We start from the raw sequence: 25,795 nt of genomic DNA, 5'->3' as shown, positions 1-25,795 counted from the left end.
CGTTAGAGCTATGATTAGCGACAACTTGTTATTTACGTCCTGACGTAGGAGACAGCGTCTTTTGCAAACCTTGCGAGCGTCAAAATGTGGTTTGTCCACAGCCCAACTTCCTTCTTCGATTTTAGATGTGATCGATAGCCTGACTAAAGCTGGCTATGAAGCTTATATTGTTGGGGGTGGTGTCCGTGATTTAATGCTAGGGCTTAATCCTAAAGATTTCGATGCAGTCACTAATGCAACACCTTCCCAGATTAAAGAAGTTTTTGGTCGACGTTGTCGAATCATTGGCCGTCGATTTGAATTAGCACATGTCTATTCAGGGCGTGAGCTTATTGAAGTTGCAACTTTCCGTGCTCCTCCAAAAAAAGCAGTCACCAGTGCTTCAGGCATGATTTTACGTGACAATAACTGGGGAACCATCGAACAAGACTTTGCTCGCCGTGACTTTTCAATCAATACGCTATATTACCAACCGCGTAAGAGTATTGTGCTTGATTTCTGCAAAGCAATTGATGATGTAAAAAATAAAACTCTACGTTTATTGGGCGATCCGGCACAGCGCTTCGAAGAAGACCCAGTGCGTATGCTGCGAACTCTACGTTTTGCAGCCAAGTTAAATTTCAAAATTGACTCAGATATTCTCAATATATTTGATGCAGAGATGACGCAACTATTGCGTGACGTCTCTCCACATCGTTTATATGATGAATCTCAGAAGCTCTTTACAATGGGACATTTGGCGCGTGTTTTGCCAATGTTGATTGAGTTTGGTGTTTGGAAACAACTCTTTGCCGATATTCAGCCTAACCTCACTCCATTTATTTTAAGAGCAGCAAAGAATACAGATCAGCGTATTCAAGTGGGTAAAACAATCAACCCTGCATTTTTCTATGCAGTCTTATTGTGGCAACCATTTTTAGAGCGTTGTGAATTTTATTTATCTAAAGGTGTGGTACCAGCTGAAGCGCGTGCACAAGCTGGTTTAGATGTCTTAAAACGTCAGGCAACACGCACTGTGATTCCTCGTTTTGCAGAAACTTTTATTCGTGAAGTTTGGGAAATGCAGACCCGTTTGCTTAATCCGAAACCACAGCAAATTGAAGCATTGGCTGGACATGCGCGTTTCCGTGCTGGTTTTGACTTCTTGTTACTTCGTGAAAAGTCAGGTGATGACACAACCCAGGGAATGGGAAGCTGGTGGGAAGCATACCAAGAAATGTCGAATGACGAAAAAGAAGCTGCAATTAGCCAGTACAATCGTCAGAAAGCTAGAAACCGTCGTAAAGCCGTTGCTGAACCTGTTGAAAACAATAAAGTTGAGACAGAAATCGAACCTTTGGTTGATATTCCTGAACCACGCAGCCGTCGTGGGAAAAAAGAACGTGCTCGACAAGAACAATCGATGGGTCGTTTCGTTGAAAAAGCCTCTGCTTCAGAAGCTGGGTTGATGGGCGACCATCCGATTTTGAAGCGTAAGCGAGTACAACGCGATTTAAGCCAAGTTATTTTTGGGCCAACGCAATGACAACGAAGACCTATATTGGTTTAGGAAGTAATTTGGGTGATTCGCGCCAAATCTTATCTGAAGCCATTGCTAAGCTTAAAACTTTAGGTGGAGTGAAAGTTTCTAAACTTTATCAAAGTCCACCTATGGGTCCTCAAGATCAACCAAATTATTTAAATGCAGTTGCAGAGCTAAATACGGATCTCATGCCTTTAGATTTGTTAGACCAGTTACAGCGATTTGAGCAAGAAGCTGGTCGTGTACGTCTTCGTCGTTGGGGAGAGCGTACCTTAGATCTGGATTTGCTTATATATGGTGATGAAAAAATTCAAAATGAGCGCTTAACTGTGCCACACATTGGAATTCTAGAGCGAGATTTCGTTGTAATTCCTTTATTAGATTTAGACGCTGATTTACATATTAACGATCAGCCACTTAAAAATTTAGAACTCATACAGCAGCCCACGCTGACTGTACTTGCTGATGAGTCTTGGGCTTAAAACCTGACTTATTACGTTCTGCAAACTCCTGTAGAGGATACCATCATGATTAGTCTAAATGACTTAAGAAAATTTAAAGCCGAAGGACGTAAGTTCTCTTGTCTAACTTGTTACGATGCGAGTATGGCAAAAGCAATGGAACTTGCTGAAATTGATACAATCTTAATTGGTGATTCTCTTGGAATGGCAATTCAAGGTCGTGACTCAACTTTACCTGTAACTGTTGAGGACATGGCTTATCATACGGCGGCGGTGCGTCGCGGTAACCAGCATGCTTTGATTATGACTGACTTACCATTTATGAGTTATGCCACCTTAAATGATGCTTTGCAAAACGCAAGAACAGTTATGCAAGCTGGTGCCCAGATGATCAAAATCGAAGGCGGCGCTTGGCTAAGTGAAACTGTACAAGTGTTAACTCGTAATGGTGTACCTGTGTGCGTACATTTAGGTTTAACTCCTCAATCTGTACACGTATTTGGCGGTTACAAATTACAAGCTAAAACACGTGAAGCAGCTGATCAACTTATTGCTGACTGTACGGCAGTGGTTGAAGCTGGCGCAGCAGTTCTATTGCTTGAATGTGTTCCTGCTCAGTTGGGACAAGAAATTGCTGAACTATTTCCAAATACACCTGTGATTGGTATTGGTGCGGGTAATGCGACTGATGGTCAGGTACTTGTAGTACAGGACATGTTGGGTTTAACTTTTGGTCGAGTTGCGCGTTTTGTCCGTAACTTTATGAAAGAACAATCTGGCGAAACAGCAATCCTAGACGCTTTTAAAGCTTTTCATACTGCTGTGCAGGATCAGTCATTTCCAGCCAAAGAACATACTTTCCACGTTGAGCTGTAATTCATGAAAACAGAAACCACCATACAAGGTCTTGCAGCTTCTTTAAATCCTGCTAGAGCTGCGCGTAAAATTATTGGTTTTGTCCCAACAATGGGAAATCTACATGAAGGACATCTCACACTTGTTCGTGAAGCGAAAAAGTTATGTGATGTTGTGGTTGTTAGTATCTTCGTAAATCCAACTCAATTTGGACCGGGTGAAGATTTTGACAACTATCCTCGTACTTTAGAACAAGATAGTCGTCTATTAGCCGATGTTGGTTGTGACATTGTTTTTGCACCATCAGTTGAGCAAATGTACGGTACTCAGCCACGTTTAACCAATATAAGTGTTAGCCAAATTACTGATGCTTTATGTGGTAGTTCACGTCCTGGGCATTTTGATGGCGTAGCTTTGGTGGTCACCAAACTCTTTAATATTGTGCAACCTAACTATGCTTTCTTTGGTCAAAAAGATTACCAACAGTTAGCAGTGATTCGTCAGTTTGTACAAGACTTAAATATCCCCCTCGAAGTAATTGGTGTGCCAATTGTTCGTGCAGCAGATGGCTTGGCTCTTAGTTCAAGAAATGGTTATTTAAGTCCAGAGCAACGTCAGGTCGCTCCGGTTATTTATCAGAGTTTAAAGCAAGCTGAGCAGCATTTACATCAAGGCAAAGATCTACAACAAGTTTTAGAAGATATCAAAACTCAGTTGACAGATAATGGGTTTGTTGTGGATTATGTCGAAGCTCGTCAGTCAAATCTGTTACCTGCTACTCAGTTTGATCGTGATATTGTGTTATTCATCGCGGCAAAATTGGGTGCAACTCGTTTGATTGATAATTTAGAAGTTGCCTTTACACCTCAATAAACAGATCAAAGGACAGCCATGCCATGAAGCGTATACTTATCGTGACAGGACAGTCTGGTTCAGGAAAATCTTCGGCGCTCCAAGTTTTAGAAGATTTGGGCTATTACTGTATTGATAATTTGCCTTTGGCATTGCTGCCCGAAATTGTAGCAAAGCTAGATCATGAAAATAATCTAGAGCAGTTGGCATTAGGTGTGGATGTTCGAAGCACTCGTGCAGATATGCAAGAGTTCGATCATGTTTTTGAGCAACTACAAAAACATGGCACAGTTGATGTGATTTATTTGACTACGCAAGATCAGGATTTGATCGCACGTTTTAGTGCATCGCGTCGCCCGCATCCATTGGCCAATCGTTTTAAAAGTCTGTTGCAATGTATTCATGAAGAAAAGCAGTTACTGCTGCCAATTCAGTTCCGCGCTACGGTTCATATTGATACAACGGATAAAAGTGTTCATGATCTAAAGCATATTTTACTGTCTAAATTGGGGCAGTCAGATAAGCTCATCGTGATATTGCAGTCATTTGGATATAAACATGGCATTCCTTTAGATGCTGATTATGTTTTTGATGTACGGCATTTACCAAATCCGCATTGGGATTTAGAATTGAGACGTTTTTCTGGTTTGGATGAGCCAGTAAGACAATTTTTAGAAGAAAGTCCGCAAGCAAACGAAATGTTTGATGATATTCTTCACTTCTTAAAAAAATGGCTTCCAGCATTTGCTGAAGGACATCGTCACTATATGACGATTTCTATCGGTTGTACTGGTGGTCAACATCGTTCCGTTTATATCGTAGATAGACTAAAACAAGCACTTGAGGCAGAATGGTCTGTTCAGGTCTTACACAGAGAAATGAAGCACTGGTCATGATAGACACAACTGTTGATGTAATTAATAAACTCGGTTTACATGCTCGTGCATCAGGAAAACTGATAGAGGTCACTACAAAATTTCGTTCGTCGATCCAAATTGGAAAAGGCGATCATTTAGTAGATGCAAAAAATATTATGTCTTTGCTGATGTTAGGTGCAGGTAAAGGGACCACTTTGCGATTGGTCATTGATGGTACCGACGAAGAGCAGGCATTAAATGAAGTACAGGCGTTATTCGCCGCAAAATTTTATGAGGCAGATTAATCGTGGCACGTCGTCCCCAACGTTATACTGAAGAAGATTTTGGCTCTTTAGAAGGACGTGCTAGTAAAACAGAACAGAAAAAAGCAGTTCAACGTATGGCTGCTTTAGGTGAGCAATTAGCACAACTTTCTGTTAAACAGATTCAAAAACTCCCAGTTGATGAACGTTTAATTGATGCGTTAATGGAAGTACAGAACATTAGTTCTTTTGAAGCTCGTCGTCGTCAGTTTCAACGTATTGGTAAATTATTGCGTAATGAAGATGAGACCGTTATTTTGTCTTATTTAACTCCGCAGCAAGGCGCAAAAAAGCAGGCGCAATTGATGCGTTGGGTTGATCGTATGATCGAACAAGGCGACCCTGCAATTAATGAATTTAGTAAAATTTATAATGCTTCGGAACGTCACACATTGCGTCAGCATGTGTTGAGAATCAACCGTGATAAGAGTCAACAAGTGAGTGAAGCAGAGCTTGAGGCATCAAAAGGTAAATTTGTGAACTATGTACAGCAAATTGCTTTATTGTCTGATCAAGGCTAAATACTCTTCCATAAAAAGCGACGCTCAAGGCGTCGCTTTTTTTATTTATACATTTTCAGCCCGTTCTTTTGCCCATTCACGTAAGATAAATTTCTGTAATTTACCTGTCGATGTTTTTGGAATTTCTGTAATAACCACATCTTTAGGCACTTTAAAGCGCGCTAATTCTTTTTGGCAATGTGCAATAATTTCTTCAGGTGTTGCTGTAGTACCCATCTTTAATTCAATAAATGCGCATGGTACTTCTTGCCAACGTGCATCGGGTTTAGCGACTACCGCAGCGGTTAATACAGCAGGGTGTTTATACAACACATCTTCTACTTCTAAAGATGAAATGTTTTCTCCACCTGAAATAATGATGTCTTTCGAACGATCAGTAATTTTTGCATAACCATCTGGGTGGCAAACGGCTAGGTCACCTGTGTGAAACCATCCGCCAGCAAAGGCTTCTTGAGTTGCTTTAGGGTTCTTTAAATAGCCTTTCATGACAATATTGCCACGGAACATGATTTCTCCCATGGTTTGACCATCATTAGGCACAGGTTCCATAGTCTCGGGGTCTAACACACGCATGCTGTCTTGCAACGGGTAGGGTACACCTTGACGGGAATGAAGTTGGGCTTGTTCAGCAATTGATAGCTCATTCCATCCGGATTGAGAAGCGCATAGAGCAGAAGGTCCATAAGTTTCTGTTAAGCCATATACATGGTTTACGTTAATCCCCATGTTTCGCATCCCTTCAATAATGGCAACAGGGGGAGCTGCCCCAGCAACCATGACTTCAACATGGTGATCAAAGCTGGTTTGTTTTTCTTTAGGTAAGTTAAGAATCATTGAAAGAACAATAGGCGCACCACAGAAATAATCAACTTTGTGTTCTGCAATCAATTGCATGACTAATTCAGGATCGACTTTGCGTAAACAAATATTGGTTCCACCACTTGCTGCTATGCTCCATGCAAAACACCAGCCATTACAATGAAAGAGGGGTAGTGTCCATAAATACACAGCACGTGGTTTCATTCCACAAGCCAAGATATTGCTTGCAGCATTAAGATAAGCCCCGCGATGATGATAGACCACACCTTTAGGATTACCTGTAGTTCCAGATGTGTAATTTAAGCTAATCGCATCCCATTCATCTTCTGGTAAATGCCAAGAGAAGTTAATGTCGCCTTGAGCGATCCATTCTTCATATTCAAAGGAACCCAAAAACTGATTTTCACCTTCGTATTCCGTATCAGCTACATCAATCACAACAATGTGTTGATTCGGAATAAGTGAGAGGGCCTCTCTTGCTAAATTCACAAATTCAGGGTCAACCAACAGTACTTTACTTTCAGCATGTTCCAACATGAAAGCGATTGTTTTTGCATCTAAACGTGTATTGAGAGTATTAAGTACCGCACCAGCCATAGGAACTGCGAAATGCGCTTCAATCATGGCTGGAATATTTGGCAATAAGACAGATACCGTATCATTTTTCTCAATTCCCAGTTGCTTGAGCTGAGATGCAAATTGACAGCAGCGCTGATAAGTTTCTTTCCATGAAATTTGACGCTTACCATGAATAATCGAAGCTTGATCTGGGTAAATATAAGCCGCACGCTCTAGGTAGCGTAGAGGTGACAATGCAACAAAGTTTGCGGGTGTGCGTGGTAACTCATCATAAGCACTAACCATGTGAAACAACTCCGTGTTCTATTTTTAATTCATTCTTTGAACATATGATTTAATATTAATCAAAGCATCTATGCTTTAGTCTTAAAGAGCGATACCCTCCAGTCAAAAAATGAGCAGAAATGCTATTTTCTTCATCTTAAACCACTTGTGTTAAACATGTTTAAAAATCATCTCAATATATTTTTTAAGTCATTTATTGCTGTTTACGCGATAAGCAAAATGTATTTATGATTTTATGGACTCAAAGGTTTTCACATTGCTTGAACAAGTGTAAAATCTTTCAGGTTTTTTAACTTTGATTTACACCGTTTTTATATTTTGAGGTTCGCCTCGATCATAATCTCGCGGTGAAATGCTCCTTCGTATAGGGCATCACTCCTTAAGGATTTTTTTATGCCAATTATCACATTGCCAAATGGCGATCAAAAGAGTTTTGATCACGCTGTATCTGTTATGGAAGTTGCCCAAAGTATTGGGCCTGGTCTAGCAAAAAATACTGTTGCTGGCCGTGTAAATGATCGCTTAGTTGATGCATGTGACTTAATTACCGAAGATTCGACCTTACAAATTATCACTCCAAAAGATGAGGAAGGTCTTGAAATTATTCGCCACTCTTGTGCACACCTTGTAGGGCATGCTGTTAAACAGCTTTTCCCGGAAGCCAAGATGGTGATTGGTCCAGTCATTGAAGAAGGTTTTTACTACGACATCTGGATGCCACGTCCTTTTACCTTGGATGATATGGCAGCTATCGAAGAGCGTATGAAAAAGCTCATCGATCAAGATTACGATGTCGTTAAAAAAATGACACCACGTGATGAAGTTATTGCTGAATTTACTGCGCGTGGCGAAGAATACAAATTACGCTTGATTGCAGACATGCCTGAAGAAACACAAATGGGCTTGTACTACCATCAAGATTATTTGGATATGTGTCGTGGTCCGCACGTACCGAATACCAAATTCTTAAAATCGTTCAAGCTCACTAAAATCTCTGGTGCATACTGGCGTGGTGATGCGAAGAACGAACAGCTTCAACGTATTTATGGTACAGCTTGGGCAGACAAAAAACAGCTCGCTGCATACATCAAACGTATCGAAGAAGCTGAAAAGCGTGACCATCGTAAAATTGGTAAAGCTTTAGACTTGTTCCATATGCAAGAAGAAGCACCGGGTATGGTGTTCTGGCATCCAAATGGCTGGACTATTTACCAAGTACTTGAACAATACATGCGTAAAGTTCAGCAAGACAACGGTTACCTTGAGATTAAAACACCACAAATTGTAGATTTTACACTGTGGGAAAAATCAGGTCATGCGGCGAACTATGCTGACAACATGTTTACAACTCATTCTGAGAATCGTAACTATGCAGTTAAGCCAATGAACTGCCCATGCCACGTGCAAGTGTTCAACCAAGGTTTGAAGTCTTACCGTGATCTACCGATTCGTTTAGCAGAGTTTGGTTCTTGTCATCGTAACGAACCATCAGGTTCTTTACACGGCATTATGCGTGTACGTGGCTTTACACAAGATGACGCACATATTTTCTGTACTAAAGAACAGATCGGTCAAGAAGTTGCTGACTTTATTAAGCTGACTTTAGAAGTTTATAAAGATTTTGGCTTTGAAGAAGTGCAAATGAAACTTTCTACACGTCCAGAAAAACGTGTCGGTGATGATGCACTTTGGGATATGGCTGAAAAATCTTTAGCAGATGCTTTAGATGCAGCGGGTCTGGAATGGGAATTACAACCTGGTGAAGGTGCGTTCTACGGTCCTAAAATTGAATTCTCATTGAAAGACTGTCTCGGACGTGTATGGCAGTGTGGTACTATTCAGTGTGACTTCAACTTGCCAGAACGCTTAGATGCATCTTATGTGACTGAAGACAATGATCGTGATCAGCCTGTGATGTTGCATCGTGCAATTCTTGGCAGTTTTGAGCGTTTTATTGGTATACTAATTGAACATTACGCTGGTTTCATGCCACCTTGGTTGTCGCCGTTACAAGCATGTGTCATGAATATTACCGACTCTCAAGCTGAAGCTTGTGGGAAAGTCGTAGCAAAACTCAAAGAAAATGGCCTTCGTGCTATTTCTGACTTGAGAAATGAAAAAATCGGATTTAAGATTCGTGAGCGTACTCTAGAGCGTATTCCTTACCTATTAGTTCTTGGTGATCGAGAAGTTGAAGAAGGTACAGTGAATGTGCGTACCCGCTCAGGAAAAAATTTAGGTACTATGTCAGTAGATGCATTCATTGACTTAGTGAAGTCTGCCGTCGCCGAACGTGGCCGGTATATTGTGGAGTAAGAAAGATTAAACAGCCTGACCGTAACCAACAACAAGGTGCAAAAAGCAACCGTCCAGCAATTAACGACGAGATCCGTGCAAAAGAAGTACGCCTCGTTGGTGCTGATGGTGAGCAAAAAGGAATTGTTTCATTAAATGAAGCACTGCGCGCTGCTGAAGAGGCAGATCTTGACCTAGTTGAGATCGTTGCAAACGCCGAGCCGCCTGTTTGTAAAATTATGGATTACAACAAGCACTTGTTTGACCTTAAGCAGAAGCAAAAAGATGCGAAGAAAAAACAGCATCAAGTGCAAGTGAAGGAAATCAAACTGCGCCCTGCAACTGATGTTGGTGATTATCAAGTTAAGCTTCGTGCTATTTTGAAATTCCTTGAAGAAGGAAACAAAGTGAAAATCACTTTACGTTTCCGTGGTCGTGAAATGGCTCACCAACAACTTGGCTTAGCTCAATTACAAAAAATTGAAGCAGATGTCGCTGAGTTTGGGGTTGTGGAACAAGCACCTAAAATGGAAGGCCGTCAAATGGGTATGTTACTTGGACCGAAAAAGAAAAAGTAATACTCAAAAAAAGCACTGCAAAAGCAGTGCTTTTTTATATCTTCATCATAATAAAAAAAGATGATTTAATTTTCTCTGTTCAGTTTTATTTAAGACAATTGCTATATCTTTTAAAAGAAATTCAATTCTTGAATTTTATGTATTTTTTAGTGTTGGAAATCTCATTGTCCCTCTTAAAACATGCTATAACGCAAGACGCAGTCATGATAACGATGAATAGGAAAATAGAATGATTGATCTATATTATTGGGGAACTCCCAATGGACATAAAATCACAATTGCCTTAGAAGAAATGGGACTGGACTACACTCTTTACCCAATCAATATTTTAGAAAATGATCAATTTCAACCAGACTTTCTGAGAATTTCTCCAAATAATAAAATTCCGGCAATTGTTGACCAAGATGGACCTCGTGGTGAGCCAATTTCAATATTTGAATCAGGTGCGATCCTGCAATATCTAGGTCGAAAAACTGGATTATTTTATCCAACTGATGAGCAAGAGCGAGTTGAAGTTGAACAATGGCTCATGTGGCAAATGGGTGGGCTAGGGCCTATGCTAGGGCAGAATCATCATTTTAACCGCTTTGCACCAGAAAAAATTCCATACGCTATAGACCGCTATGTAAATGAGACTAAGCGCTTATATGGTGTGCTGAATAAGCAGCTTATTGGTCAGAAGTTTGTTGCGGGTGAATACTCGATTGCTGATATGGCAATTTTACCTTGGATTTTGCGCTATGAATGGCAAGGTATTCAGCTAGAGGATTATCCTTATGTGCAAGAATACATTGTCCACTTGACGGCACGTCCTGCGGTACAAAAAGCGCTATCAATTAAAGTCATCTAACTTTTATTGGTCGCGTAATGAATAAAGTGAAAGGTGATTTGGTCTAATTTAATATGCTAAGTTACTTTTTACTTTTTTTGAGCGCGTTTGGGGCTGCTACATTATTACCGTTACAATCAGAAGCTGTGCTCGCCACCTTATTATTAAAAAAAGAATATTCTGCTTTCCTTCTAATTTCTATCGCCACTTTCGGAAATGTACTGGGCTCGTGTGTGAATTGGTGGCTTGGTTTAAAAATAGAGCAGTTTAAACACAAAAAGTGGTTCCCAGTTTCTGAAAAACGTTTAGAACAAGCTCAGCGTTTTTATCATAAATATGGGTTTTACTCGCTGCTTCTAAGTTGGACACCTGTGATTGGTGACCCAATTACTTTAGCTGCAGGTTTATTCAAAGAAAATTTTTGGCGCTTTTTAATTATAGTTTTGATTGCTAAAGCAGGACGCTATATTTTTATTTATTGGGTGATTACAGATTTTATTTAAAATAAAAGCATCCGAAGATGCTTTTAATAAAATGGTCTAACTAGTCTTCTGAGCTTTTGGTAATATCGACTTTAAATAGATCATTGGTTTTTAGCCAACAAAATGTCACCACTGCAAGTGTCATACAACCACCAAAAATAGTTGCTGCAATCGTTCCTAAATATTTCGCTGCTAAACCTGACTCAAATGCACCAAGCTCATTACTTGATGAAACGAACATTCCGTTTACAGCAGCAACGCGACCACGCATATTTTCTGGCGGAAAAATTTGCAAAATGGTTTGTCTAACCACAACTGAAATACTGTCACAAGCGCCTGTCATAGCCAACGCAAATAGTGATAACCACATGTTATTTGAGAAAGCGAAAAGAATCGTGAAAACACCAAATCCTGCAACAGCAAGTAGCATGTTACGCCATGCATGCTGAGTTGGTGGAAAGCGAGTCAAAGCAATCATAGTGACGAGCGCTCCAATAGATGGCGCCGCACGTAAATATCCCAGTCCTTCTGGACCGACTTTTAAGATATCTTCTGCAAAAATTGGTAATAATGCGATGACTCCACCAAATAAAACAGAAGCTAAATCAAGAGAAATTGCCCAAAGAACAATTTTAGTTTTCCAGATAAAACGGAAACCATCTCCTAAACTTTCTAAAACATTAGCAGTTTCAATTTTAGGAAAACTACGCTTATGCAATAGGTTAATTAAGATAAAACAAATACCAAGTAAAACCGCAACACTAAATAGACTTGTTTCTCGGCCTAAATAGGCAAGCATGAAACCACCAAGCATTGGCCCGATAATTACACCACTTTGCCAACCGATTGTCGTCCATGTTGCACCATTTGCGTACAGTTCACGAGGAATCAAAAATGGTTTTAAAGACGTTGCAGAGGGATTATAAAACCCACGTATAGTGCCTAAGCCAAAAATAACAGCATAAATACCCCAAGAAAGGAAATTTACGCTGATATGACCTAGACCATGCAGATGGAACAACGACCAAAGAACTAAAGGAAGAGGAACCGAGAAAAATAAACAGATCTTCATAATAATCTGTTTATTAAATCTATCTGCAAAATAGCCACCCCAAAGAGAAAGAGCAATAAAAGGAATGGCTTCTGCGAGTCCAATTAAACCTAGAGTCAGAGGGTCTTTGGTGATTTGATAGAGTGAATAGGCAACAATAATTTCTTGAATCAGGATTGCTAAAGTTAAGCAAAATTGATTAATCGTAACAATTGAGAAATCTCTGTAACGTAAGGCAGCAAATGCATCATGTTTCTGCATTAGGAATATCGTATGTTGATAATTTGATCGTATTATAAATGGAAAAAAGCACAGGCGCTTTATTTATTATTGATATTGCTGACACTGTGAAAGGTGAAAAAGTCTTTCTTTGCACTCATAAAAACAGTAACTAATAGTTTTAATTTTGCTCAGGTTGCTATAAAATACGCGCTTCCTTACCTGCAGGTCGATTTTGCAATGGTGCAATCGCGCCGAACAGGTGCCTAAAAGAGGTTACTATGGCTAAGTTAAAAACTCGCCGTGGTGCAGCTAAACGCTTCAAAGCGACTGCAAACGGTTTTAAGCGTAAACAAGCGTTCAAGCGCCACATCTTGACCAAAAAATCTGCTAAACGTATCCGTCAATTACGCGGCTGTGTAATGGTTCATGTTTCTGACATGAATTCAGTTCGTCGTATGTGCCCATACATCTAAGGAGATTATAAATGGCTCGTGTAAAACGTGGTGTAGTGGCTCATCGTCGTCACAAAAAAATTCTTGCTCGCGCTAAAGGTTACTACGGTGCTCGTTCACGCGTTTACCGCGTAGCGTTCCAAGCGGTAATCAAAGCTGGTCAATACGCTTACCGTGACCGCCGTCAAAAGAAACGTCAATTCCGTGCTCTATGGATTGCGCGTATCAATGCTGGTGCTCGTCAAAACGGTTTGTCTTACAGCCGTATGATCGATGGCTTGAAAAAAGCTCAAGTGATCATCGACCGTCGCGTATTAGCTGACATCGCTATGCATGATGCAGTAGCATTTGCTGCTTTAGCTGAAAAAGCTAAAGGCGCATTAGCTGCATAAGCTTAGAGATTCAAAGAAAGACCGCTTTTTAGCGGTCTTTTTTATTATTTATCTAAAGTCCAAAATAATAAGCCAAAGCACAAATAATAATCGTTAGAATAACCAGTTTAATAACACCTGAACCAGTGCCTTTATGGTGCTGAGACTTGAGATGCTGTGGATTTTCATTTGATTGCTCGAATGGCGAGGCTTTAACTGCAGGTACCATCTGAGCTGTCTGATAATGGTTGGCAACTTTCACAATAAGCTTGGCAAACAAATCATCAGTTTTTTGTGTAAAGTTTCTTAAATTAATGAGTTGCTCTTGGTCTAGTTCTTCTCCTAAAGGATCATTTGCAAGGCGTTTCTTTTGTTCTAAATAATTGGCTAATGCTTGTGTACGAGATAAAAGTTGATGAGCGTAATCTGCGGGATAATTCTCTGGAATTAATGCAAGTTTTGGCTCTAAGCTTTTAATATTTGTACCATCAAAAAGAGCATTTTGAAGTTCTGGCTCCTCAAAGCCTGTCGCATACTTGCTACGGAATAATTCACTATCCATAAAGTCAGCTATTTCTTGCCATGGCGGATTTTTTAAATCAGCTTCAATTTTTTTTGATAATTTTTCATTTAATTCAAAACGCCAGAAAGTTTCTAAACGAAGCTCACAGGTTTGTGAGGCAGGGGCTTCAAACTCATTATCATTGTTATACCATTCGGCAAGCTCATGGCCAAAAATCCAAGCAAATTTCTTATCATTTTGATGACTCACAATAAAATGAGTATAAGGTAAGAGCTCGACATTGCTATTTGGATTTTGTTCTTCATTGAGAAGGCTTGATAAATGTAAGCTGAGCTTTGAGGTACCTTGTTTTTTTAATGCTTCTAGCCAAACTTGAAAGTGTTGAGCGAGTAAATGCTGAGAAGCTAAGTCACGAAACTGAAAACTATGGTGGTCAAAAATATGATGTTGTCGCCATTGGGTAAAGCTTAAATTCTGACGGAGGTATTCATTACCATACGTCACAAGCGTAAGTTGTTGTTTCCAAATTTGATTGAGCGCCATAATAGTTGATCTCATTGACGATGCTACTATCTTATACGTTTTATCTTTTTGTTGCCTAATACATTTTTCATGATGGATAAACTTCATCAATTCGATGAAAAACTGTTAGAATGCAGTGTTTTATTATATTTTTTAAATTTGTTGCTTTGAGAGTTAATATGTCACTGGAAGCCCTGACCACAGAAGCGCTTGCTGCCATTGCAGCAGCTCAAGACCTTGTTGCACTTGATCAGGTGCGTGTGCAATTTACAGGGAAAAAAAGCCAGCTTGCAGAACAATCGAAAGCATTAGGGAAAATGGACCCTGAAGAACGTAAAGTACAAGGTGCTGCGATTCATGCTGTTCGAGAAACAATTAATACTGCATTAACAGAGCGTCAAGCGGCACTACAACAGGCAGCACTTGCACAAAAGCTAGCAAGTGAAACGATTGATATTACATTGCCGGGCCGTGGTCAACGTATTGGTACAGTTCATCCTGTTACTCAGGTACAAGAGCGAATTTGTCAGTTCTTCACTAAAGCTGGTTTTACAGTTGCAACTGGTCCAGAAGTTGAAGATGACTATCACAATTTCGAAGCATTAAATATTCCTGGTCACCATCCAGCACGTGCTATGCACGATACTTTCTACTTTGATGCTACTCACCTACTACGTACGCATACCTCTGGGGTACAGATTCGTACAATGGAGACGAGTGAGCCGCCAATTCGTATCGTATGTCCTGGCCGTGTTTACCGTTGTGATTCGGATCAAACGCATTCGCCAATGTTCCATCAGATCGAAGGCTTATATGTTGCTGAGAACACCAGCTTTGCTGAATTAAAAGGTTTATTGATTAACCTACTGAATGAATTTTTTGAGAAAGATTTAAAAGTACGTTTCCGCCCATCATATTTCCCATTTACAGAGCCTAGTGCAGAAGTAGATATCATGGATGAGCGTGGACGTTGGTTAGAAGTATTAGGCTGTGGCATGGTACATCCAAATGTATTGCGTGCTGCGGGTATTGATCCTGATAAATACAAAGGCTTTGCTTTTGGTTTAGGGGTAGAGCGTTTTGCAATGTTGCGTTATGGCATTAATGATTTGCGTATGTTCTATCAAAATGATGTGCGTTTCTTACGCCAATTTGCCTAACAATTTTTCAGGATTAAAAAAGGTTTATAAAGATGAAGATTAGCGAAAATTGGCTACGCACATGGGTTAACCCAGCAATTGATAGTGAGACATTGTCTGATCAGTTGACTATGCTTGGTCTTGAAGTTGATGAACTTGCACCTGTTGCTAAGCCATTTACTGGCGTCGTGGTCGGCGAAGTTTTAACAGTTGAGCAGCATCCAGATGCAGATCGTTTGCGTGTAACGACAGTTAATATTGGTTCGGGCGAGCCTTTACAAATTGTTTGTGGGGCACCGAATGTTCGTGCTGGCATGAAAGCTCCAGTTGCAACGATTGGTGCTGTATTACCAGGTGATTTCAAAATCAAAAAAGGTAAACTTCGTGGAGTTGAGTCACAAGGCATGCTTTGTGGTGCTTCTGAAATTGATCTTGAAGATAAAATCGATGGTTTGCTTGAGTTACCTGCCGATGCTCCAGTAGGGATAAACATCCGTGAATACTTAAAACTCGATGATAACGTCATCGATATCAGTATTACACCAAACCGTGGTGACTGTTTCAGTATCCGTGGTATCGCTCGTGAGATTGCAGTAATTAACCAACTGCAAATGAATGAACCTGATATTAAATCAGTTGACGCGACAATTGCTGATGAGAAGAAAGTAGTGATCAGCACTGAAGGTGCTCCACGCTATTTAGGACGTGTAATTAAAAACGTTAATGTAAAAGCTGCTACTCCTGAGTGGATGGAGCAGGCTTTAGCTCGTTCAGGAATTCGCACGCACAGTATTTTGGTTGATGTGACGAACTATGTCCTTATGGAACTGGGTCAGCCAATGCATGCTTTCGATTTAGCTAAAATCGAAGGAACTGTACATGTGCGTCAAGCTCAGCCACAAGAAAAACTACAACTTCTTAATGATCAAGAAGTTGAGTTGCAAGAAGATATAATGGTGATTGCTGATGACCAGAAAGCTTTGGCAATTGCCGGAATTATGGGTGGTTTAGCATCAAGCGTAACTGATGACACAACTGACATTTTCCTAGAAAGTGCATTCTTCGCGCCACTTGCTATTGCTGGACGTGCTCGCCGTTTTGGCTTGCATACCGATTCTTCGCAGCGTTATGAACGTGGTGTGGATTTTGAATTACCGTTAATTGCGATGAACCGTGCTTCACAGCTTATTCAAGAGTTAGCGGGTGGTGAGTTTGGTCCAATTACTGTAGCTGAAAAAACTGAAATTTTACCAAAGCGTGAAGCAATTGAACTGAAACAAGCTCAGGTAGACCAATTGTTGGGATATCAAGTGACGGCTGATTTCATTGCAGATGCTTTAACTCGACTAGGATGTGAAGTAACCGTTAAAGCTGAAGGTGAGTGGAGCGTAGTGCCTCCATCACATCGCTATGACATGGCTATTTATCAAGACTTAATTGAAGAAGTGGCACGTATTGATGGTTATGACAATATCCAAATTAGCTTACCAAGCATGGATGTTCAATTAGCTAAATATCAAGACCGATTTGAAATTGCAGAGTTACGCCAAACTATCGTGACTTTAGGCTATCAAGAAGCAATTAGTTTTAGCTTTGCTGATGCAAAACTTGAAAAACAATTGAACCCGCAAGTAAACCCGTTAATGCTAGCAAATCCAATTTCAAGTGATTTGGCTGCGATGCGTAGTACTTTGCTTTCAAGTTTAATCCCGTGCGTACAATATAATCTCAACCGTCAACAAAGTCGTGTTCGTTTCTTTGAATTAGGACTTCGTTTTGATTATCAAGATGCTAAGAGTATTGAAGATCTAAAACAGATTCCAACTTTAGCTCTAGTGGCCGTTGGCTCGCAACAACCAGAATCTTGGCATGTGAAGCCTCAACCAATGGATTTCTTTGACTTCAAGGGAGAGATTGAAGAGATTTTAGCTGCTGGTCGTGTCAAAGTTGAATATGTACGTTCAGAGCGTGAATGGTTGCATCCAGGGCAGTCTGCTGAAATTTTAGTTGATGGGCAATCAATTGGTTACTTAGGCCGTCTACACCCATCTTTAGAAAATGAGCTAGATTTAAGCACAACTTGGGTTGCTGAACTTGATCAAATAGCCGTTTTGCAATCTTATGTATCTAATTTTACAGAATTATCACGTTTTCCTTCGATTAGACGTGATATTGCGCTTTTAATCTCTGATAATATAAATGTTAGAGATATTCAGCAGTTAATCGAAAAAACTGGTGGAGAGCTTTTAGACTCTACATGGTTATTCGATGTGTATACGGGGCAGGGTGTCGAAGAAGGTAAGCGCTCATTGGCGTTTGCATTATTATGGCAACATCCTTCACGTACGCTTGAAGATGCTGAAATTAAATCTGGTATGGACAATATAATCCAAGTGTTGGAAAACACTTATCAAGCGACATTGAGGGCCTCATGACAGCATTAACTAAAGCAGACATGGCTGATCATTTAAGTGAGTTAACCAGCTTAAATCGCCGTGAAGCAAAACAAATGGTCGAGTTGTTCTTCGACGAGATTAGCCAAGCGCTTATTGCAGGGGAGCAGGTTAAGCTTTCTGGTTTTGGTAATTTCGAATTAAGAGATAAACGCGAACGCCCAGGACGTAACCCTAAGACAGGTGAAGAAATTCCAATTTCAGCACGTAGGGTAGTGACCTTCAGAGCGGGGCAGAAGTTTAGACAACGCGTTGGAAATGAGCAGATCGATTGATCTGCTTTTTTTATTTATAATTTTAAATAAACCTAGAATAAATTTTGCTTATTATTAGAAAAGTATGTTTAATCATTCATATATAAAATTTAGGCATAAAAAAAGAGGACAAAATGTCCTCTTTTTTATCTAATCTAAAATATAGATTAGTGTGCAGCAGAAGCAGCAGCTTCAGAAGCAGCAGGTGCAGAAGCAGCAGCAGCAGCAGAAGCTTCAGATGCAGCAGCATCAACAGCTTGAGAAGCAGCAGTAGAAGCTTCAGAAGCAGCAGCAGTAGCTTCAGAAGCAGCAGCTACAGCTTCAGAAGCAGCAGCAGGAGCTTCTTCTTTCTTAGAACAACCAACGAAAGCTAAAGTAGCAGCAACAGCAGCAGCAACAGCGAATTTTTTGAATAACATGGCATCACTCTCACAAAAAAGATTTGAGATTAAAAAAACCTAAGTTGGACTGTTTTGCTTTTATTATTCCTAAAACGTAGCTAGGTAACAACGCATGGAGCAGTCTAACTGGTCTGCCGCTATGCTATCACTGCAAATGCTGAAATACTACTGTCGTCTATCAAAAAAACGTATGAAAAAGAGAAAAACAGACTGTTTTTTAACAGAAAAAAACAATTAATCAGCTCGTATATATTGGAAAAGGTAGAGGTAAGCTACTAAAAAGACTAAGCTTTTTTATGCAAAAATATTTATTATCAAAAGCTTATAAATAATTTTACATAAAAATAAGCAAAATGTATTTTTGTGTAAAGCTTGTCAACCAAATAAAAAGCCACTCAAAAGAGTGGCTTTTTTGAAGGCTTAATTAGTTAAGTTGAAGCTTTACGTTTCATTTGATCAAAGAAATCATCATTTGTTTTGGTTTCTTTCATACGGTCAAGTAAGAATTCCATTGCTGCCAACTCATCCATAGGGTGAAGTAGCTTACGGAGGATCCATACTTTACGTAATTTATCTTCATCCATTAAACGCTCTTCACGACGTGTGCCAGATTTTTTGATATTCATAGCAGGGAAGACACGTTTTTCAGCAATACGGCGATCAAGCGTAATCTCTTGGTTACCTGTACCTTTGAATTCTTCATAAATTACGTCATCCATTTTACTGCCTGTTTCAATCAAAGCAGTAGAGATGATCGTAAGTGAACCACCTTCTTCGATATTACGCGCAGCACCGAAGAAACGTTTAGGGCGCTCTAATGCATGAGCGTCTACACCACCAGTTAACACTTTGCCTGATGACGGGATTACTGTGTTGTAAGCACGTGCAAGGCGAGTAATAGAGTCAAGAAGAATCACAACATCTTTTTTATGTTCAACAAGACGTTTAGCTTTTTCAATTACCATTTCTGCAACTTGTACATGGCGAGCCGGTGCTTCATCAAATGTTGAGGCAATAACTTCACCGCGAACAGTACGCTCCATTTCAGTTACTTCTTCTGGACGTTCGTCAATTAATAGAACAATCAAGAATACTTCTGGATTGTTTCTAACAATCGATTGAGCAATATTTTGAAGTAACATTGTTTTACCCGCTTTCGGCGGTGCAACAATAATAGAACGTTGGCCTTTACCAATTGGCGCAACTAAATCAACGACACGAGCAGTTAAGTCTTCTGTCGTACCATTACCTAATTCCATAACCAATTGTTCGGTCGGGAAAAGGGGAGTTAAGTTTTCAAATAAAATTTTATTTCGAGAATTTTCTGGCGTGTCATAGTTAATCTGGTTAACTTTGAGCAACGCAAAATAACGCTCACCTTCTTTTGGAGGGCGAATAGTACCTGTGATGGTATCACCTGTACGCAAGTTAAAGCGTCGGATCTGTGAAGGACTCACATAAATATCATCCGGACCTGCTAAATACGAACCTGCGGCAGAACGCAAAAAACCAAAACCATCAGAGAGAATTTCGAGAACGCCGTCACCAAAAATTTCTTCGCCATTCATTGCATGGCGTTTCAAAATGGCAAAAATAATATCTTGCTTTCTGTTACGAGCCATACCTTCCAGGCCCATAAATTCAGCAATTTTAATTAGTTCGCCGATTGGTTTTTTCTTGAGTTCAGTTAAATTCATAAGGGTCAGAATTAGGAAAGAGTAGAGTGTGGTTTAAAAAGGAGAAAAATCGCTCGCATACAAAAAAGATTATCGCAATTGTATTTACACAATAACAATTCAGAAGTCTGATTAATTGTTTCGAAGAGAAATGTGAAAAAACAATTTCTGTTGCCGAGTGGCGATCTTTATGTTTGTGTCTTGTAAGAAGCCGGACGAAGATGATTCCCTTCAGTGCCTCTTGAGCATGCAATATAAGCCAGCCTAGCTAATTTGTCAATTTATAGGCGAAAAAAATACGCTATAAAAAAGTATAGCGTATTTTCTTTTTTAGCATTTTGACTTAAACATTTTCATCAATAAAGCTAACAAGTTTAGAGCGAGGTACAGCACCAATTTGTTGAGCTACAACTTCACCATTTTTGAAAAGTAGTAAAGCAGGAATGTTACGGATGTTGTATTTCACTGCTGTATCTTCGCAAGAAGTCACATCAACTTTAACAATTTTTACTTTACCAGCATATTCACTTGATAGGTCTTCAAGAACAGGTGCGATTGCTTTACAAGGTGCACACCATCCTGCCCAGAAGTCAACAAGTACAGGGGTTTCAGCATCTAAAACATCTGCTTGGAAGTTATCATCAGTTGTATTTACAATAGTCGCAGACATGGTACGGCTCCAATTTTTAGAAAAAAGTGCTATTACAGGAGAAATTATCTCTATCAGTATTACATAGCTACTTAGTTCAATGTAAGGGTTTGGTGCTATTATTCAAGGCTTAACTAAATTTGTCTAATGGATGCTCACGATATTCATCATCGACTTGTACAATCAACTAATAAATAGAAAAATTTAAATCACAGCTAATTGTTGATGAAAATGGCTTTTCAATTGCATTCTTGTGAATTACTCTAGGCGTGAATTGTTATGGGTTTAGTTCAATAATGTCTGATTTTCTGATTGATGAAGAATTACTTGCCGCCATAGATATGGGGTCGAACAGTTTTCACCTTGCAATTGCACGGGTAGATCATGGCGAAGTTAAAAAAGTTGCTTCGATGTCAGAAAAAGTACAGCTCGCAGCTGGTTTAGATGAGAATAAAAACCTAACAGAAGCCGCTCAGCAACGAGGCTTAGCCTGCTTGGCTCGTTTTGTTGGAAGATTAAGTTCTGTTCAACCGAATCGCTTACGAATTGTAGCGACCAATGCTTTGCGTCAGGCAAAAAATGGTCATGAATTTATTCAAAAAGCGGCAGAAATTTTACCTAAACCTATCGAAATTATTGCTGGACGAGAAGAAGCACGCCTGATTTATCTTGGCGTATCGCATACCATGGCAAATGGTGGTCGACGTTTGGTTGTAGATATTGGTGGTGGTTCTACTGAGTTCATTATTGGTGAAGAGTTTGAGCCTATTTATACAGAGTCATTGCAAATGGGATGCGTGGCTTATACAAAAGCTTACTTTGCCGATGGCGAAATCACACAAAAAGCCTTTGATAAAGCAGTAGTTGCTGCCCGTAAAGAACTTTCAGCTATTGCAACAACGTATAAAATGGAAGGTTGGGATACTGTAGTTGGTTCTAGTGGAACGATTAAAGCTTGCCGCCAAATTATGGTAAATATGGGCTTGAGTGATGAACAAGAAAACGTCACTCGAGAAGGCTTATATAAACTCAAAGATAAATTACTTAAGTTTAAAAATATTTCTGAAATTGATTTTGAAGGGTTAAGAGAAGACCGACGAGCAGTTTTGCCAGCCGGATTGGCAATTTTGTACGCAGTTTTCGAAGTTTTAGAAATTGATCGTTTGGCATATTCTGATGGTGCATTACGTGAAGGAGTCATGTATGACCTATTAGGTCGTTTTAAACATGAAGATATCCGTGATCGTAGTGTACAGGCTTTGATGGGGCGTTATAACGCAGATCCAAAACAAGCAGAACGGGTTGTAAATACAGCACAGCAATTATTTGATGGTGTTGCGGAATCTCTTAATTTAACGAGTGAAGACAGTGACTTACTGCGTCGAGCTGCCTATTTGCATGAAATTGGTTTAGCGATTAGTCATGGTGGGTATCACCGTCATGGTGCTTATTTATTGCAGCATTCTGATATTCCAGGCTTCTCACAAATTGATCAAAATCACCTTTCACATTTGGTCGCTCACCACCGTCGTAAATTGCGAAATGATGTAAAAAATGAAATTTTGAAGGCTGGTGGTAATAAATTACTTTATCTATGTTTATTACTTCGCCTAGCAGTTTTACTCAACCATAGTCGAAGTGATCAGATGCTTCCTGCCATTGAACTGACCATCATAAATGATCAACAATGGCAACTTAGTGTTTCTGGTGATGCCAAACAATGGCCATTGTTAGTTGCCGACTTGCATGATGAGCAAGAGCAGTTTAAGCATTGGGACATTGAATTGAATATTCAGTCGGAAAAATTTATCGATTAAAGGGATAATATTCGACCTATGAAAAAAGCTACTCAGTCCAAAGCGTGGACAACGGTTCAAATTGCACGTCATCCTGATCGTCCGCAGTTTCTAGATTATGTCGGTGAAATCTTTACAGAGTTTGATGCCTTGCATGGTGATCGTTTGTTTGGTGACGATGGTGCGATGGTAGGTGGTCTTGCTCGTTTTGATGGTCAACCTGTGATGGTTATTGGCCAACACCGTGGTCGTAGTACCCGTGAAAAATTAAAGCACAACTTCGGTATGGCTAACCCAGAAGGTTACCGTAAATCTCAACGCCTATTAGATATGGCAGAGCGCTTTAACCTTCCGGTCTTCACATTTATTGATACTATGGGTGCTTATCCAGGTGTTGGTGCTGAAGAGCGTGGACAAGCTGAAGCAATTGCAACTAGCCTTGCTCAACTTTCAAGTTTGAAAGTTCCTGTTGTCGCAACAGTACTTGGTGAAGGCGGTTCTGGTGGTGCTTTAGGTATTGGTGTTGCTGACCGAGTAATTATGTTGTCGCATAGTATTTATTCTGTGATTTCACCAGAAGGCTGTGCATCTATTTTGTGGAAAACTGCTGAAAAAGCGGCTCAAGCAAGTGAAGCTTTAGGTTTGACAGCAGATAAATTACAATCTCTAGGTATTGTTGAATATGTAGTAGATGAAGGCGAAGGTGCTCATTTAGACCCTGAGCAAGTCATGCAAAACCTAAAAGTAGTTTTGAAGCAAGCTTTGGATGAGTTGCTACCAATGGATGCAAATGAACGATGCGAAGCACGTTATCAACGTTTAATGAAGTTTGGCAGCGAAAATTTAGGCATTGCGTCTTAAAACAGGCTCAAGAGTTTTCAGAAAATAGTACTTTTCTTATTGGATGTAGTGGTGGCATGGATTCAATGCTGCTACTACATTTGATGTCTCAAATTTTCCCTCATAAGATCCGAATAATTTACATAGATCATCAACTGCAATCAAAAAGCGCAGAGTGGGGCGAACTCGTTGCTAAACAAGCGACTCATTTAAATATTCCTTATACCATTCAAAAAGTTCAAGTTACTGACGGTAATTTGGAAGCTCAAGCACGTCAAGCGCGTTATCAAGCTTATCTACAACATTTACAAGCCAATGAAATTTTAGTGCTCGCTCATCATCAGCAAGATCAGGCTGAAACGGTAATATTGCGTTTATTGTCGGGTGCAGGTGTTGATGGGCTTGCTGCTATGCAGTCTATTGATCATCGTGTTGATATGACAATTTGGCGCCCTTTTTTGGATTTAACCCGTGAGCAGATTGCCGAGTGGACTACTCAACTTGAAATTGAGTATGTAGATGATCCTACAAATTACGATATCCATTATGATCGGGCATGGTCGCGTGAAGAACTTTGGCCATTTTTACAAAAACGATTTCCAAAAATGCAGCAAGCACTTAGTCGTACTAGCTATTTGATGCAAGACGCTTCAGAAATTTTAGAAGAAGTTTTAAAAGTTGATTTGCAAAATTGTGGTACGGACGAATGTTTGGATTTAACTCGGCTATTAAAACTATCTTCTGCTCGACAGCGCCAATTGCTTTCAGTTTGGATGAAAGGTGATGGACAATATCGGCCTGCATTTGAAATGGTTGAGCGTTTAAAAAATGAAGTAATTGATTCAAAATCTGATGCACAAGCGGCATTACACTGGAACCAGTTTTATTATGTTCGTTATCAACATCATCTTTATAGGTTGAGTAAGCAAGTTTTTCTTGCTGACAAATTAAACCCAGTTGAAACCGAGACAGAGCATTATTTTCAACTAGGGAAAATAGTGCACTGTGCTTCAGGATATTTTCAAATTACTCAAAAAAATATGGGTTTGTCTGCATCTTTATTAAATAAAAAATTAAAAATTATTCGACGCCAAGGTGGTGAAAAGGTCCATTTATATGGTCGTGTTGGGCAATGGCCATTAAAAAAAGCAATTCAAGAAGCACATATTTTGCCTTGGCTTCGTCATACAATTCAAATATTAGTCATAGATAATGTTATGCTTGGGGTTTTTACACCGAAAGGATTTTGGTTGGCTCAGTCTCCGTATTGTGAGCAAGGAGGATGGCAACCAGATTTAATTTCTTATTCTTGTAATCTGGTAAATGGCGAAGATGGTTATGACAAGTGCAGTAAATAGTAATATCTGTTTTATTGGTGGTGGTAATATGGCCCAAGCTTTGATTGGTGGGCTCATTTCAAGAGGTTTACCGCCAACACGTATTACCGTTTCAGATCCTGTTGAGCAAATACGTCAATTATTGCAAGAAAAAGAAGTCCATGTGACACAGGATAATGTAGCTGCAATTAAAAATGCTGATGTCGTTGTACTGGCAGTAAAACCACAAGTTTTGGCGACTGTTTTACGTCCTTTAAAAGGACTGTTATCAGATAAATTGGTTATTTCAATTATTGCTGGTGCTGAAATCCAAACGATATCAAACTTAATTGATAGCAATCGAATTGTTCGAGTTATGCCAAATACGCCAGCTCTAGTTCAGACGGGTGCACATGGTATCTATGCAAATGATGTAGTAGGTACTTCGGATCGTGAATTAACAAGTCAGATTTTAGCAGCCACAGGCTTAACAATTTGGGTAAACTCCGAAGCTCAAATTGATGCGGTAACAGCGGTTTCTGGCTCAGGTCCTGCATATTTCTTCTACCTCATGGAAAGTATGATCCGTGCGGGTAAAAATTTAGGACTTGATGAAAAAGTTGCAACTGCGTTGACTCTTCAAACGGCATTAGGTGCAGCTCAAATGGCAATTACGAGTTCAAACACTCCTTCTGAACTTCGTAAGAATGTGACATCGCCAAATGGCACAACTCAAGCTGCACTTGAAGTTTTTGACCGTGCACAAATCTCCCAAAATATTCAATCTGCATTGGCTGCTGCACAGAAGCGTAGTCAAGAATTGGCTCAAGAATTGAGTGACAGTGCGAAATAGCTTAAATAGGATAAGACAA

General features: G+C 39.8%; 27 protein-coding genes and 1 pseudogene. 22 read left to right on the top strand and 6 right to left on the bottom strand.

Annotation, left to right across the window (positions count from 1 at the left end; genetic code table 11):
- Positions 1-61: 61 nt before the first annotated feature.
- Genes pcnB through yjgA form a run of 7 tightly spaced genes read left to right on the top strand, consistent with a single transcriptional unit; the run spans position 62 to position 5,391 of the window.
- Positions 62-1,525, top strand: coding sequence for a polynucleotide adenylyltransferase PcnB (pcnB, locus tag ACYU0V_RS15415; protein ID WP_461848133.1), 1,464 nt, complete (start codon positions 62-64; stop codon positions 1,523-1,525).
- Positions 1,522-2,004: a 2-amino-4-hydroxy-6-hydroxymethyldihydropteridine diphosphokinase gene (gene folK, locus ACYU0V_RS15410; RefSeq protein ID WP_014208398.1), complete on the top strand. Its 483-nt coding sequence runs from the start codon at positions 1,522-1,524 to the stop codon at positions 2,002-2,004. Before pcnB ends, folK begins: the two co-directional genes overlap by 4 nt.
- 45 nt (positions 2,005-2,049) lie before the next feature.
- On the top strand, positions 2,050-2,859 hold the full coding sequence (panB, locus tag ACYU0V_RS15405; RefSeq protein ID WP_213688855.1) for a 3-methyl-2-oxobutanoate hydroxymethyltransferase: 810 nt from the start codon (positions 2,050-2,052) through the stop codon (positions 2,857-2,859).
- Positions 2,860-2,862: 3 nt separating this feature from the next.
- Entirely contained in the window at positions 2,863-3,711 is an 849-nt protein-coding gene (gene panC, locus ACYU0V_RS15400) for a pantoate--beta-alanine ligase (protein ID WP_063098126.1), read from the top strand.
- Positions 3,712-3,734: 23 nt separating this feature from the next.
- On the top strand, positions 3,735-4,586 hold the full coding sequence (gene rapZ / locus ACYU0V_RS15395) for an RNase adapter RapZ (protein WP_342063329.1): 852 nt from the start codon (positions 3,735-3,737) through the stop codon (positions 4,584-4,586).
- The gene (locus ACYU0V_RS15390; RefSeq protein WP_000567533.1) at positions 4,583-4,852 is read left to right on the top strand and encodes an HPr family phosphocarrier protein; all 270 of its coding nucleotides are present in this window, start codon (positions 4,583-4,585) and stop codon (positions 4,850-4,852) included. Before rapZ ends, ACYU0V_RS15390 begins: the two co-directional genes overlap by 4 nt.
- A 2-nt stretch (positions 4,853-4,854) precedes the next feature.
- A complete protein-coding gene (gene yjgA / locus ACYU0V_RS15385; RefSeq protein ID WP_002117241.1) occupies positions 4,855-5,391 on the top strand; it encodes a ribosome biogenesis factor YjgA in 537 nt (178 codons plus the stop codon).
- A 45-nt stretch (positions 5,392-5,436) separates the two neighbouring features.
- On the opposite strand, the gene ACYU0V_RS15380 is transcribed toward yjgA, so the two are convergent.
- Positions 5,437-7,074, bottom strand: coding sequence for an acyl-CoA synthetase (locus ACYU0V_RS15380; RefSeq protein ID WP_342063328.1), 1,638 nt, complete (start codon positions 7,072-7,074; stop codon positions 5,437-5,439).
- Between the two features lie 393 nt (positions 7,075-7,467).
- Between ACYU0V_RS15380 and thrS the strand changes: the two genes are divergently transcribed.
- The 4 genes from thrS to ACYU0V_RS15360 all read left to right on the top strand — a co-directional run bounded on the left by thrS (position 7,468) and on the right by ACYU0V_RS15360 (position 11,279).
- Positions 7,468-9,390 (top strand): threonine--tRNA ligase, encoded by a 1,923-nt coding sequence (gene thrS, locus ACYU0V_RS15375; protein WP_461848128.1) that lies wholly within the window; start codon positions 7,468-7,470, stop codon positions 9,388-9,390.
- Positions 9,391-9,395: 5 nt separating this feature from the next.
- Positions 9,396-9,947, top strand: coding sequence for a translation initiation factor IF-3 (gene infC, locus ACYU0V_RS15370; protein WP_075383312.1), 552 nt, complete (start codon positions 9,396-9,398; stop codon positions 9,945-9,947).
- A gap of 229 nt (positions 9,948-10,176) precedes the next feature.
- Complete coding sequence (locus tag ACYU0V_RS15365; RefSeq protein WP_461848126.1) at positions 10,177-10,797, top strand: glutathione S-transferase N-terminal domain-containing protein; 621 nt, start codon at positions 10,177-10,179, stop codon at positions 10,795-10,797.
- A 53-nt stretch (positions 10,798-10,850) separates the two neighbouring features.
- Positions 10,851-11,279, top strand: coding sequence for a YqaA family protein (locus ACYU0V_RS15360; protein WP_017387622.1), 429 nt, complete (start codon positions 10,851-10,853; stop codon positions 11,277-11,279).
- 40 nt (positions 11,280-11,319) lie between these two features.
- Here the strand turns inward: ACYU0V_RS15360 and nreB are convergent, their stop codons facing one another.
- Positions 11,320-12,570, bottom strand: a complete 1,251-nt coding sequence (gene nreB, locus ACYU0V_RS15355) for a nickel resistance MFS transporter NreB (RefSeq protein ID WP_032056076.1) — start codon at positions 12,568-12,570, stop codon at positions 11,320-11,322.
- Between the two features lie 38 nt (positions 12,571-12,608).
- Here nreB and ACYU0V_RS15350 point away from each other — a divergent pair.
- The 3 genes and pseudogenes from ACYU0V_RS15350 (at position 12,609) to rplT (ending at position 13,375) form a co-directional block, all read left to right on the top strand.
- Positions 12,609-12,798 (top strand): annotated as a pseudogene (locus ACYU0V_RS15350) (hypothetical protein).
- 11 nt (positions 12,799-12,809) lie between these two features.
- On the top strand, positions 12,810-13,004 hold the full coding sequence (gene rpmI, locus ACYU0V_RS15345; RefSeq protein WP_002054552.1) for a 50S ribosomal protein L35: 195 nt from the start codon (positions 12,810-12,812) through the stop codon (positions 13,002-13,004).
- 11 nt (positions 13,005-13,015) lie between these two features.
- Complete coding sequence (gene rplT / locus ACYU0V_RS15340; protein WP_000124858.1) at positions 13,016-13,375, top strand: 50S ribosomal protein L20; 360 nt, start codon at positions 13,016-13,018, stop codon at positions 13,373-13,375.
- 52 nt (positions 13,376-13,427) lie between these two features.
- Here the strand turns inward: rplT and ACYU0V_RS15335 are convergent, their stop codons facing one another.
- Positions 13,428-14,420 (bottom strand): hypothetical protein, encoded by a 993-nt coding sequence (locus tag ACYU0V_RS15335; RefSeq protein ID WP_347746261.1) that lies wholly within the window; start codon positions 14,418-14,420, stop codon positions 13,428-13,430.
- Positions 14,421-14,578: 158 nt separating this feature from the next.
- Here ACYU0V_RS15335 and pheS point away from each other — a divergent pair, with 158 nt between their 5' ends.
- From pheS to ACYU0V_RS15320, 3 genes are read left to right on the top strand one after another with little or no spacing between them, the layout of a single operon-like run.
- On the top strand, positions 14,579-15,559 hold the full coding sequence (gene pheS, locus ACYU0V_RS15330; RefSeq protein ID WP_002117277.1) for a phenylalanine--tRNA ligase subunit alpha: 981 nt from the start codon (positions 14,579-14,581) through the stop codon (positions 15,557-15,559).
- Between the two features lie 32 nt (positions 15,560-15,591).
- The gene (gene pheT / locus ACYU0V_RS15325; protein ID WP_347746144.1) at positions 15,592-17,973 is read left to right on the top strand and encodes a phenylalanine--tRNA ligase subunit beta; all 2,382 of its coding nucleotides are present in this window, start codon (positions 15,592-15,594) and stop codon (positions 17,971-17,973) included.
- Positions 17,970-18,266: an integration host factor subunit alpha gene (locus ACYU0V_RS15320; protein ID WP_000126166.1), complete on the top strand. Its 297-nt coding sequence runs from the start codon at positions 17,970-17,972 to the stop codon at positions 18,264-18,266. The genes pheT and ACYU0V_RS15320 overlap by 4 nt, the downstream gene beginning before the upstream one ends.
- A gap of 146 nt (positions 18,267-18,412) precedes the next feature.
- Here ACYU0V_RS15320 and ACYU0V_RS15315 read toward each other — a convergent pair whose 3' ends face one another.
- Positions 18,413-18,664, bottom strand: a complete 252-nt coding sequence (locus tag ACYU0V_RS15315; RefSeq protein ID WP_199997446.1) for a hypothetical protein — start codon at positions 18,662-18,664, stop codon at positions 18,413-18,415.
- A gap of 94 nt (positions 18,665-18,758) precedes the next feature.
- Here ACYU0V_RS15315 and ACYU0V_RS15310 point away from each other — a divergent pair, with 94 nt between their 5' ends.
- Positions 18,759-18,884 (top strand): hypothetical protein, encoded by a 126-nt coding sequence (locus ACYU0V_RS15310; RefSeq protein WP_002117184.1) that lies wholly within the window; start codon positions 18,759-18,761, stop codon positions 18,882-18,884.
- 190 nt (positions 18,885-19,074) lie between these two features.
- Here ACYU0V_RS15310 and rho read toward each other — a convergent pair whose 3' ends face one another.
- Both rho and trxA read right to left on the bottom strand, forming a co-directional pair.
- On the bottom strand, positions 19,075-20,343 hold the full coding sequence (rho, locus tag ACYU0V_RS15305; RefSeq protein ID WP_002117304.1) for a transcription termination factor Rho: 1,269 nt from the start codon (positions 20,341-20,343) through the stop codon (positions 19,075-19,077).
- Positions 20,344-20,665: 322 nt separating this feature from the next.
- Positions 20,666-20,992: a thioredoxin gene (gene trxA, locus ACYU0V_RS15300; protein ID WP_002054512.1), complete on the bottom strand. Its 327-nt coding sequence runs from the start codon at positions 20,990-20,992 to the stop codon at positions 20,666-20,668.
- Between the two features lie 275 nt (positions 20,993-21,267).
- Between trxA and ppx the strand changes: the two genes are divergently transcribed.
- Genes ppx through proC form a run of 4 tightly spaced genes read left to right on the top strand, consistent with a single transcriptional unit; the run spans position 21,268 to position 25,776 of the window.
- On the top strand, positions 21,268-22,788 hold the full coding sequence (ppx, locus tag ACYU0V_RS15295) for an exopolyphosphatase (RefSeq protein ID WP_014208409.1): 1,521 nt from the start codon (positions 21,268-21,270) through the stop codon (positions 22,786-22,788).
- 18 nt (positions 22,789-22,806) lie between these two features.
- Complete coding sequence (locus tag ACYU0V_RS15290) at positions 22,807-23,628, top strand: acetyl-CoA carboxylase carboxyltransferase subunit alpha (protein ID WP_005066304.1); 822 nt, start codon at positions 22,807-22,809, stop codon at positions 23,626-23,628.
- Between the two features lie 56 nt (positions 23,629-23,684).
- Positions 23,685-24,965 carry a tRNA lysidine(34) synthetase TilS gene (gene tilS / locus ACYU0V_RS15285; protein ID WP_461849956.1) on the top strand — a complete coding sequence of 427 codons (1,281 nt, stop codon included), beginning with the start codon at positions 23,685-23,687 and terminating at the stop codon, positions 24,963-24,965.
- Positions 24,940-25,776 carry a pyrroline-5-carboxylate reductase gene (gene proC, locus ACYU0V_RS15280; RefSeq protein ID WP_005804294.1) on the top strand — a complete coding sequence of 279 codons (837 nt, stop codon included), beginning with the start codon at positions 24,940-24,942 and terminating at the stop codon, positions 25,774-25,776. Before tilS ends, proC begins: the two co-directional genes overlap by 26 nt.
- Positions 25,777-25,795: the final 19 nt, after the last annotated feature.

Source organism: Acinetobacter sp. X9, assembly GCF_054889255.1.
The sequence above is the reverse complement of the archived record's forward strand: the minus strand, read 5'-3'. Positions and strand labels throughout refer to the sequence as shown.

Bases quoted from the DNA above. Each gene is read 5' to 3' on its own strand.
- folK (WP_014208398.1), top strand. From the start codon at position 1,522: ATGACAACGAAGACCTATATTGGTTTAGGAAGTAATTTGGGTGATTCG.
- panB (WP_213688855.1), top strand. From the start codon at position 2,050: ATGATTAGTCTAAATGACTTAAGAAAATTTAAAGCCGAAGGACGTAAG.
- panC (WP_063098126.1), top strand. From the start codon at position 2,863: ATGAAAACAGAAACCACCATACAAGGTCTTGCAGCTTCTTTAAATCCT.
- rapZ (WP_342063329.1), top strand. From the start codon at position 3,735: ATGAAGCGTATACTTATCGTGACAGGACAGTCTGGTTCAGGAAAATCT.
- ACYU0V_RS15390 (WP_000567533.1), top strand. From the start codon at position 4,583: ATGATAGACACAACTGTTGATGTAATTAATAAACTCGGTTTACATGCT.
- ACYU0V_RS15380 (WP_342063328.1), bottom strand. From the start codon at position 7,074: ATGGTTAGTGCTTATGATGAGTTACCACGCACACCCGCAAACTTTGTT.
- thrS (WP_461848128.1), top strand. From the start codon at position 7,468: ATGCCAATTATCACATTGCCAAATGGCGATCAAAAGAGTTTTGATCAC.
- ACYU0V_RS15365 (WP_461848126.1), top strand. From the start codon at position 10,177: ATGATTGATCTATATTATTGGGGAACTCCCAATGGACATAAAATCACA.
- ACYU0V_RS15360 (WP_017387622.1), top strand. From the start codon at position 10,851: ATGCTAAGTTACTTTTTACTTTTTTTGAGCGCGTTTGGGGCTGCTACA.
- nreB (WP_032056076.1), bottom strand. From the start codon at position 12,570: ATGCAGAAACATGATGCATTTGCTGCCTTACGTTACAGAGATTTCTCA.
- rpmI (WP_002054552.1), top strand. From the start codon at position 12,810: ATGGCTAAGTTAAAAACTCGCCGTGGTGCAGCTAAACGCTTCAAAGCG.
- rplT (WP_000124858.1), top strand. From the start codon at position 13,016: ATGGCTCGTGTAAAACGTGGTGTAGTGGCTCATCGTCGTCACAAAAAA.
- ACYU0V_RS15335 (WP_347746261.1), bottom strand. From the start codon at position 14,420: ATGGCGCTCAATCAAATTTGGAAACAACAACTTACGCTTGTGACGTAT.
- pheS (WP_002117277.1), top strand. From the start codon at position 14,579: ATGTCACTGGAAGCCCTGACCACAGAAGCGCTTGCTGCCATTGCAGCA.
- pheT (WP_347746144.1), top strand. From the start codon at position 15,592: ATGAAGATTAGCGAAAATTGGCTACGCACATGGGTTAACCCAGCAATT.
- ACYU0V_RS15320 (WP_000126166.1), top strand. From the start codon at position 17,970: ATGACAGCATTAACTAAAGCAGACATGGCTGATCATTTAAGTGAGTTA.
- ACYU0V_RS15315 (WP_199997446.1), bottom strand. From the start codon at position 18,664: ATGTTATTCAAAAAATTCGCTGTTGCTGCTGCTGTTGCTGCTACTTTA.
- ACYU0V_RS15310 (WP_002117184.1), top strand. From the start codon at position 18,759: ATGGAGCAGTCTAACTGGTCTGCCGCTATGCTATCACTGCAAATGCTG.
- rho (WP_002117304.1), bottom strand. From the start codon at position 20,343: ATGAATTTAACTGAACTCAAGAAAAAACCAATCGGCGAACTAATTAAA.
- trxA (WP_002054512.1), bottom strand. From the start codon at position 20,992: ATGTCTGCGACTATTGTAAATACAACTGATGATAACTTCCAAGCAGAT.
- ppx (WP_014208409.1), top strand. From the start codon at position 21,268: ATGTCTGATTTTCTGATTGATGAAGAATTACTTGCCGCCATAGATATG.
- ACYU0V_RS15290 (WP_005066304.1), top strand. From the start codon at position 22,807: ATGAAAAAAGCTACTCAGTCCAAAGCGTGGACAACGGTTCAAATTGCA.
- tilS (WP_461849956.1), top strand. From the start codon at position 23,685: ATGGATTCAATGCTGCTACTACATTTGATGTCTCAAATTTTCCCTCAT.
- proC (WP_005804294.1), top strand. From the start codon at position 24,940: ATGGTTATGACAAGTGCAGTAAATAGTAATATCTGTTTTATTGGTGGT.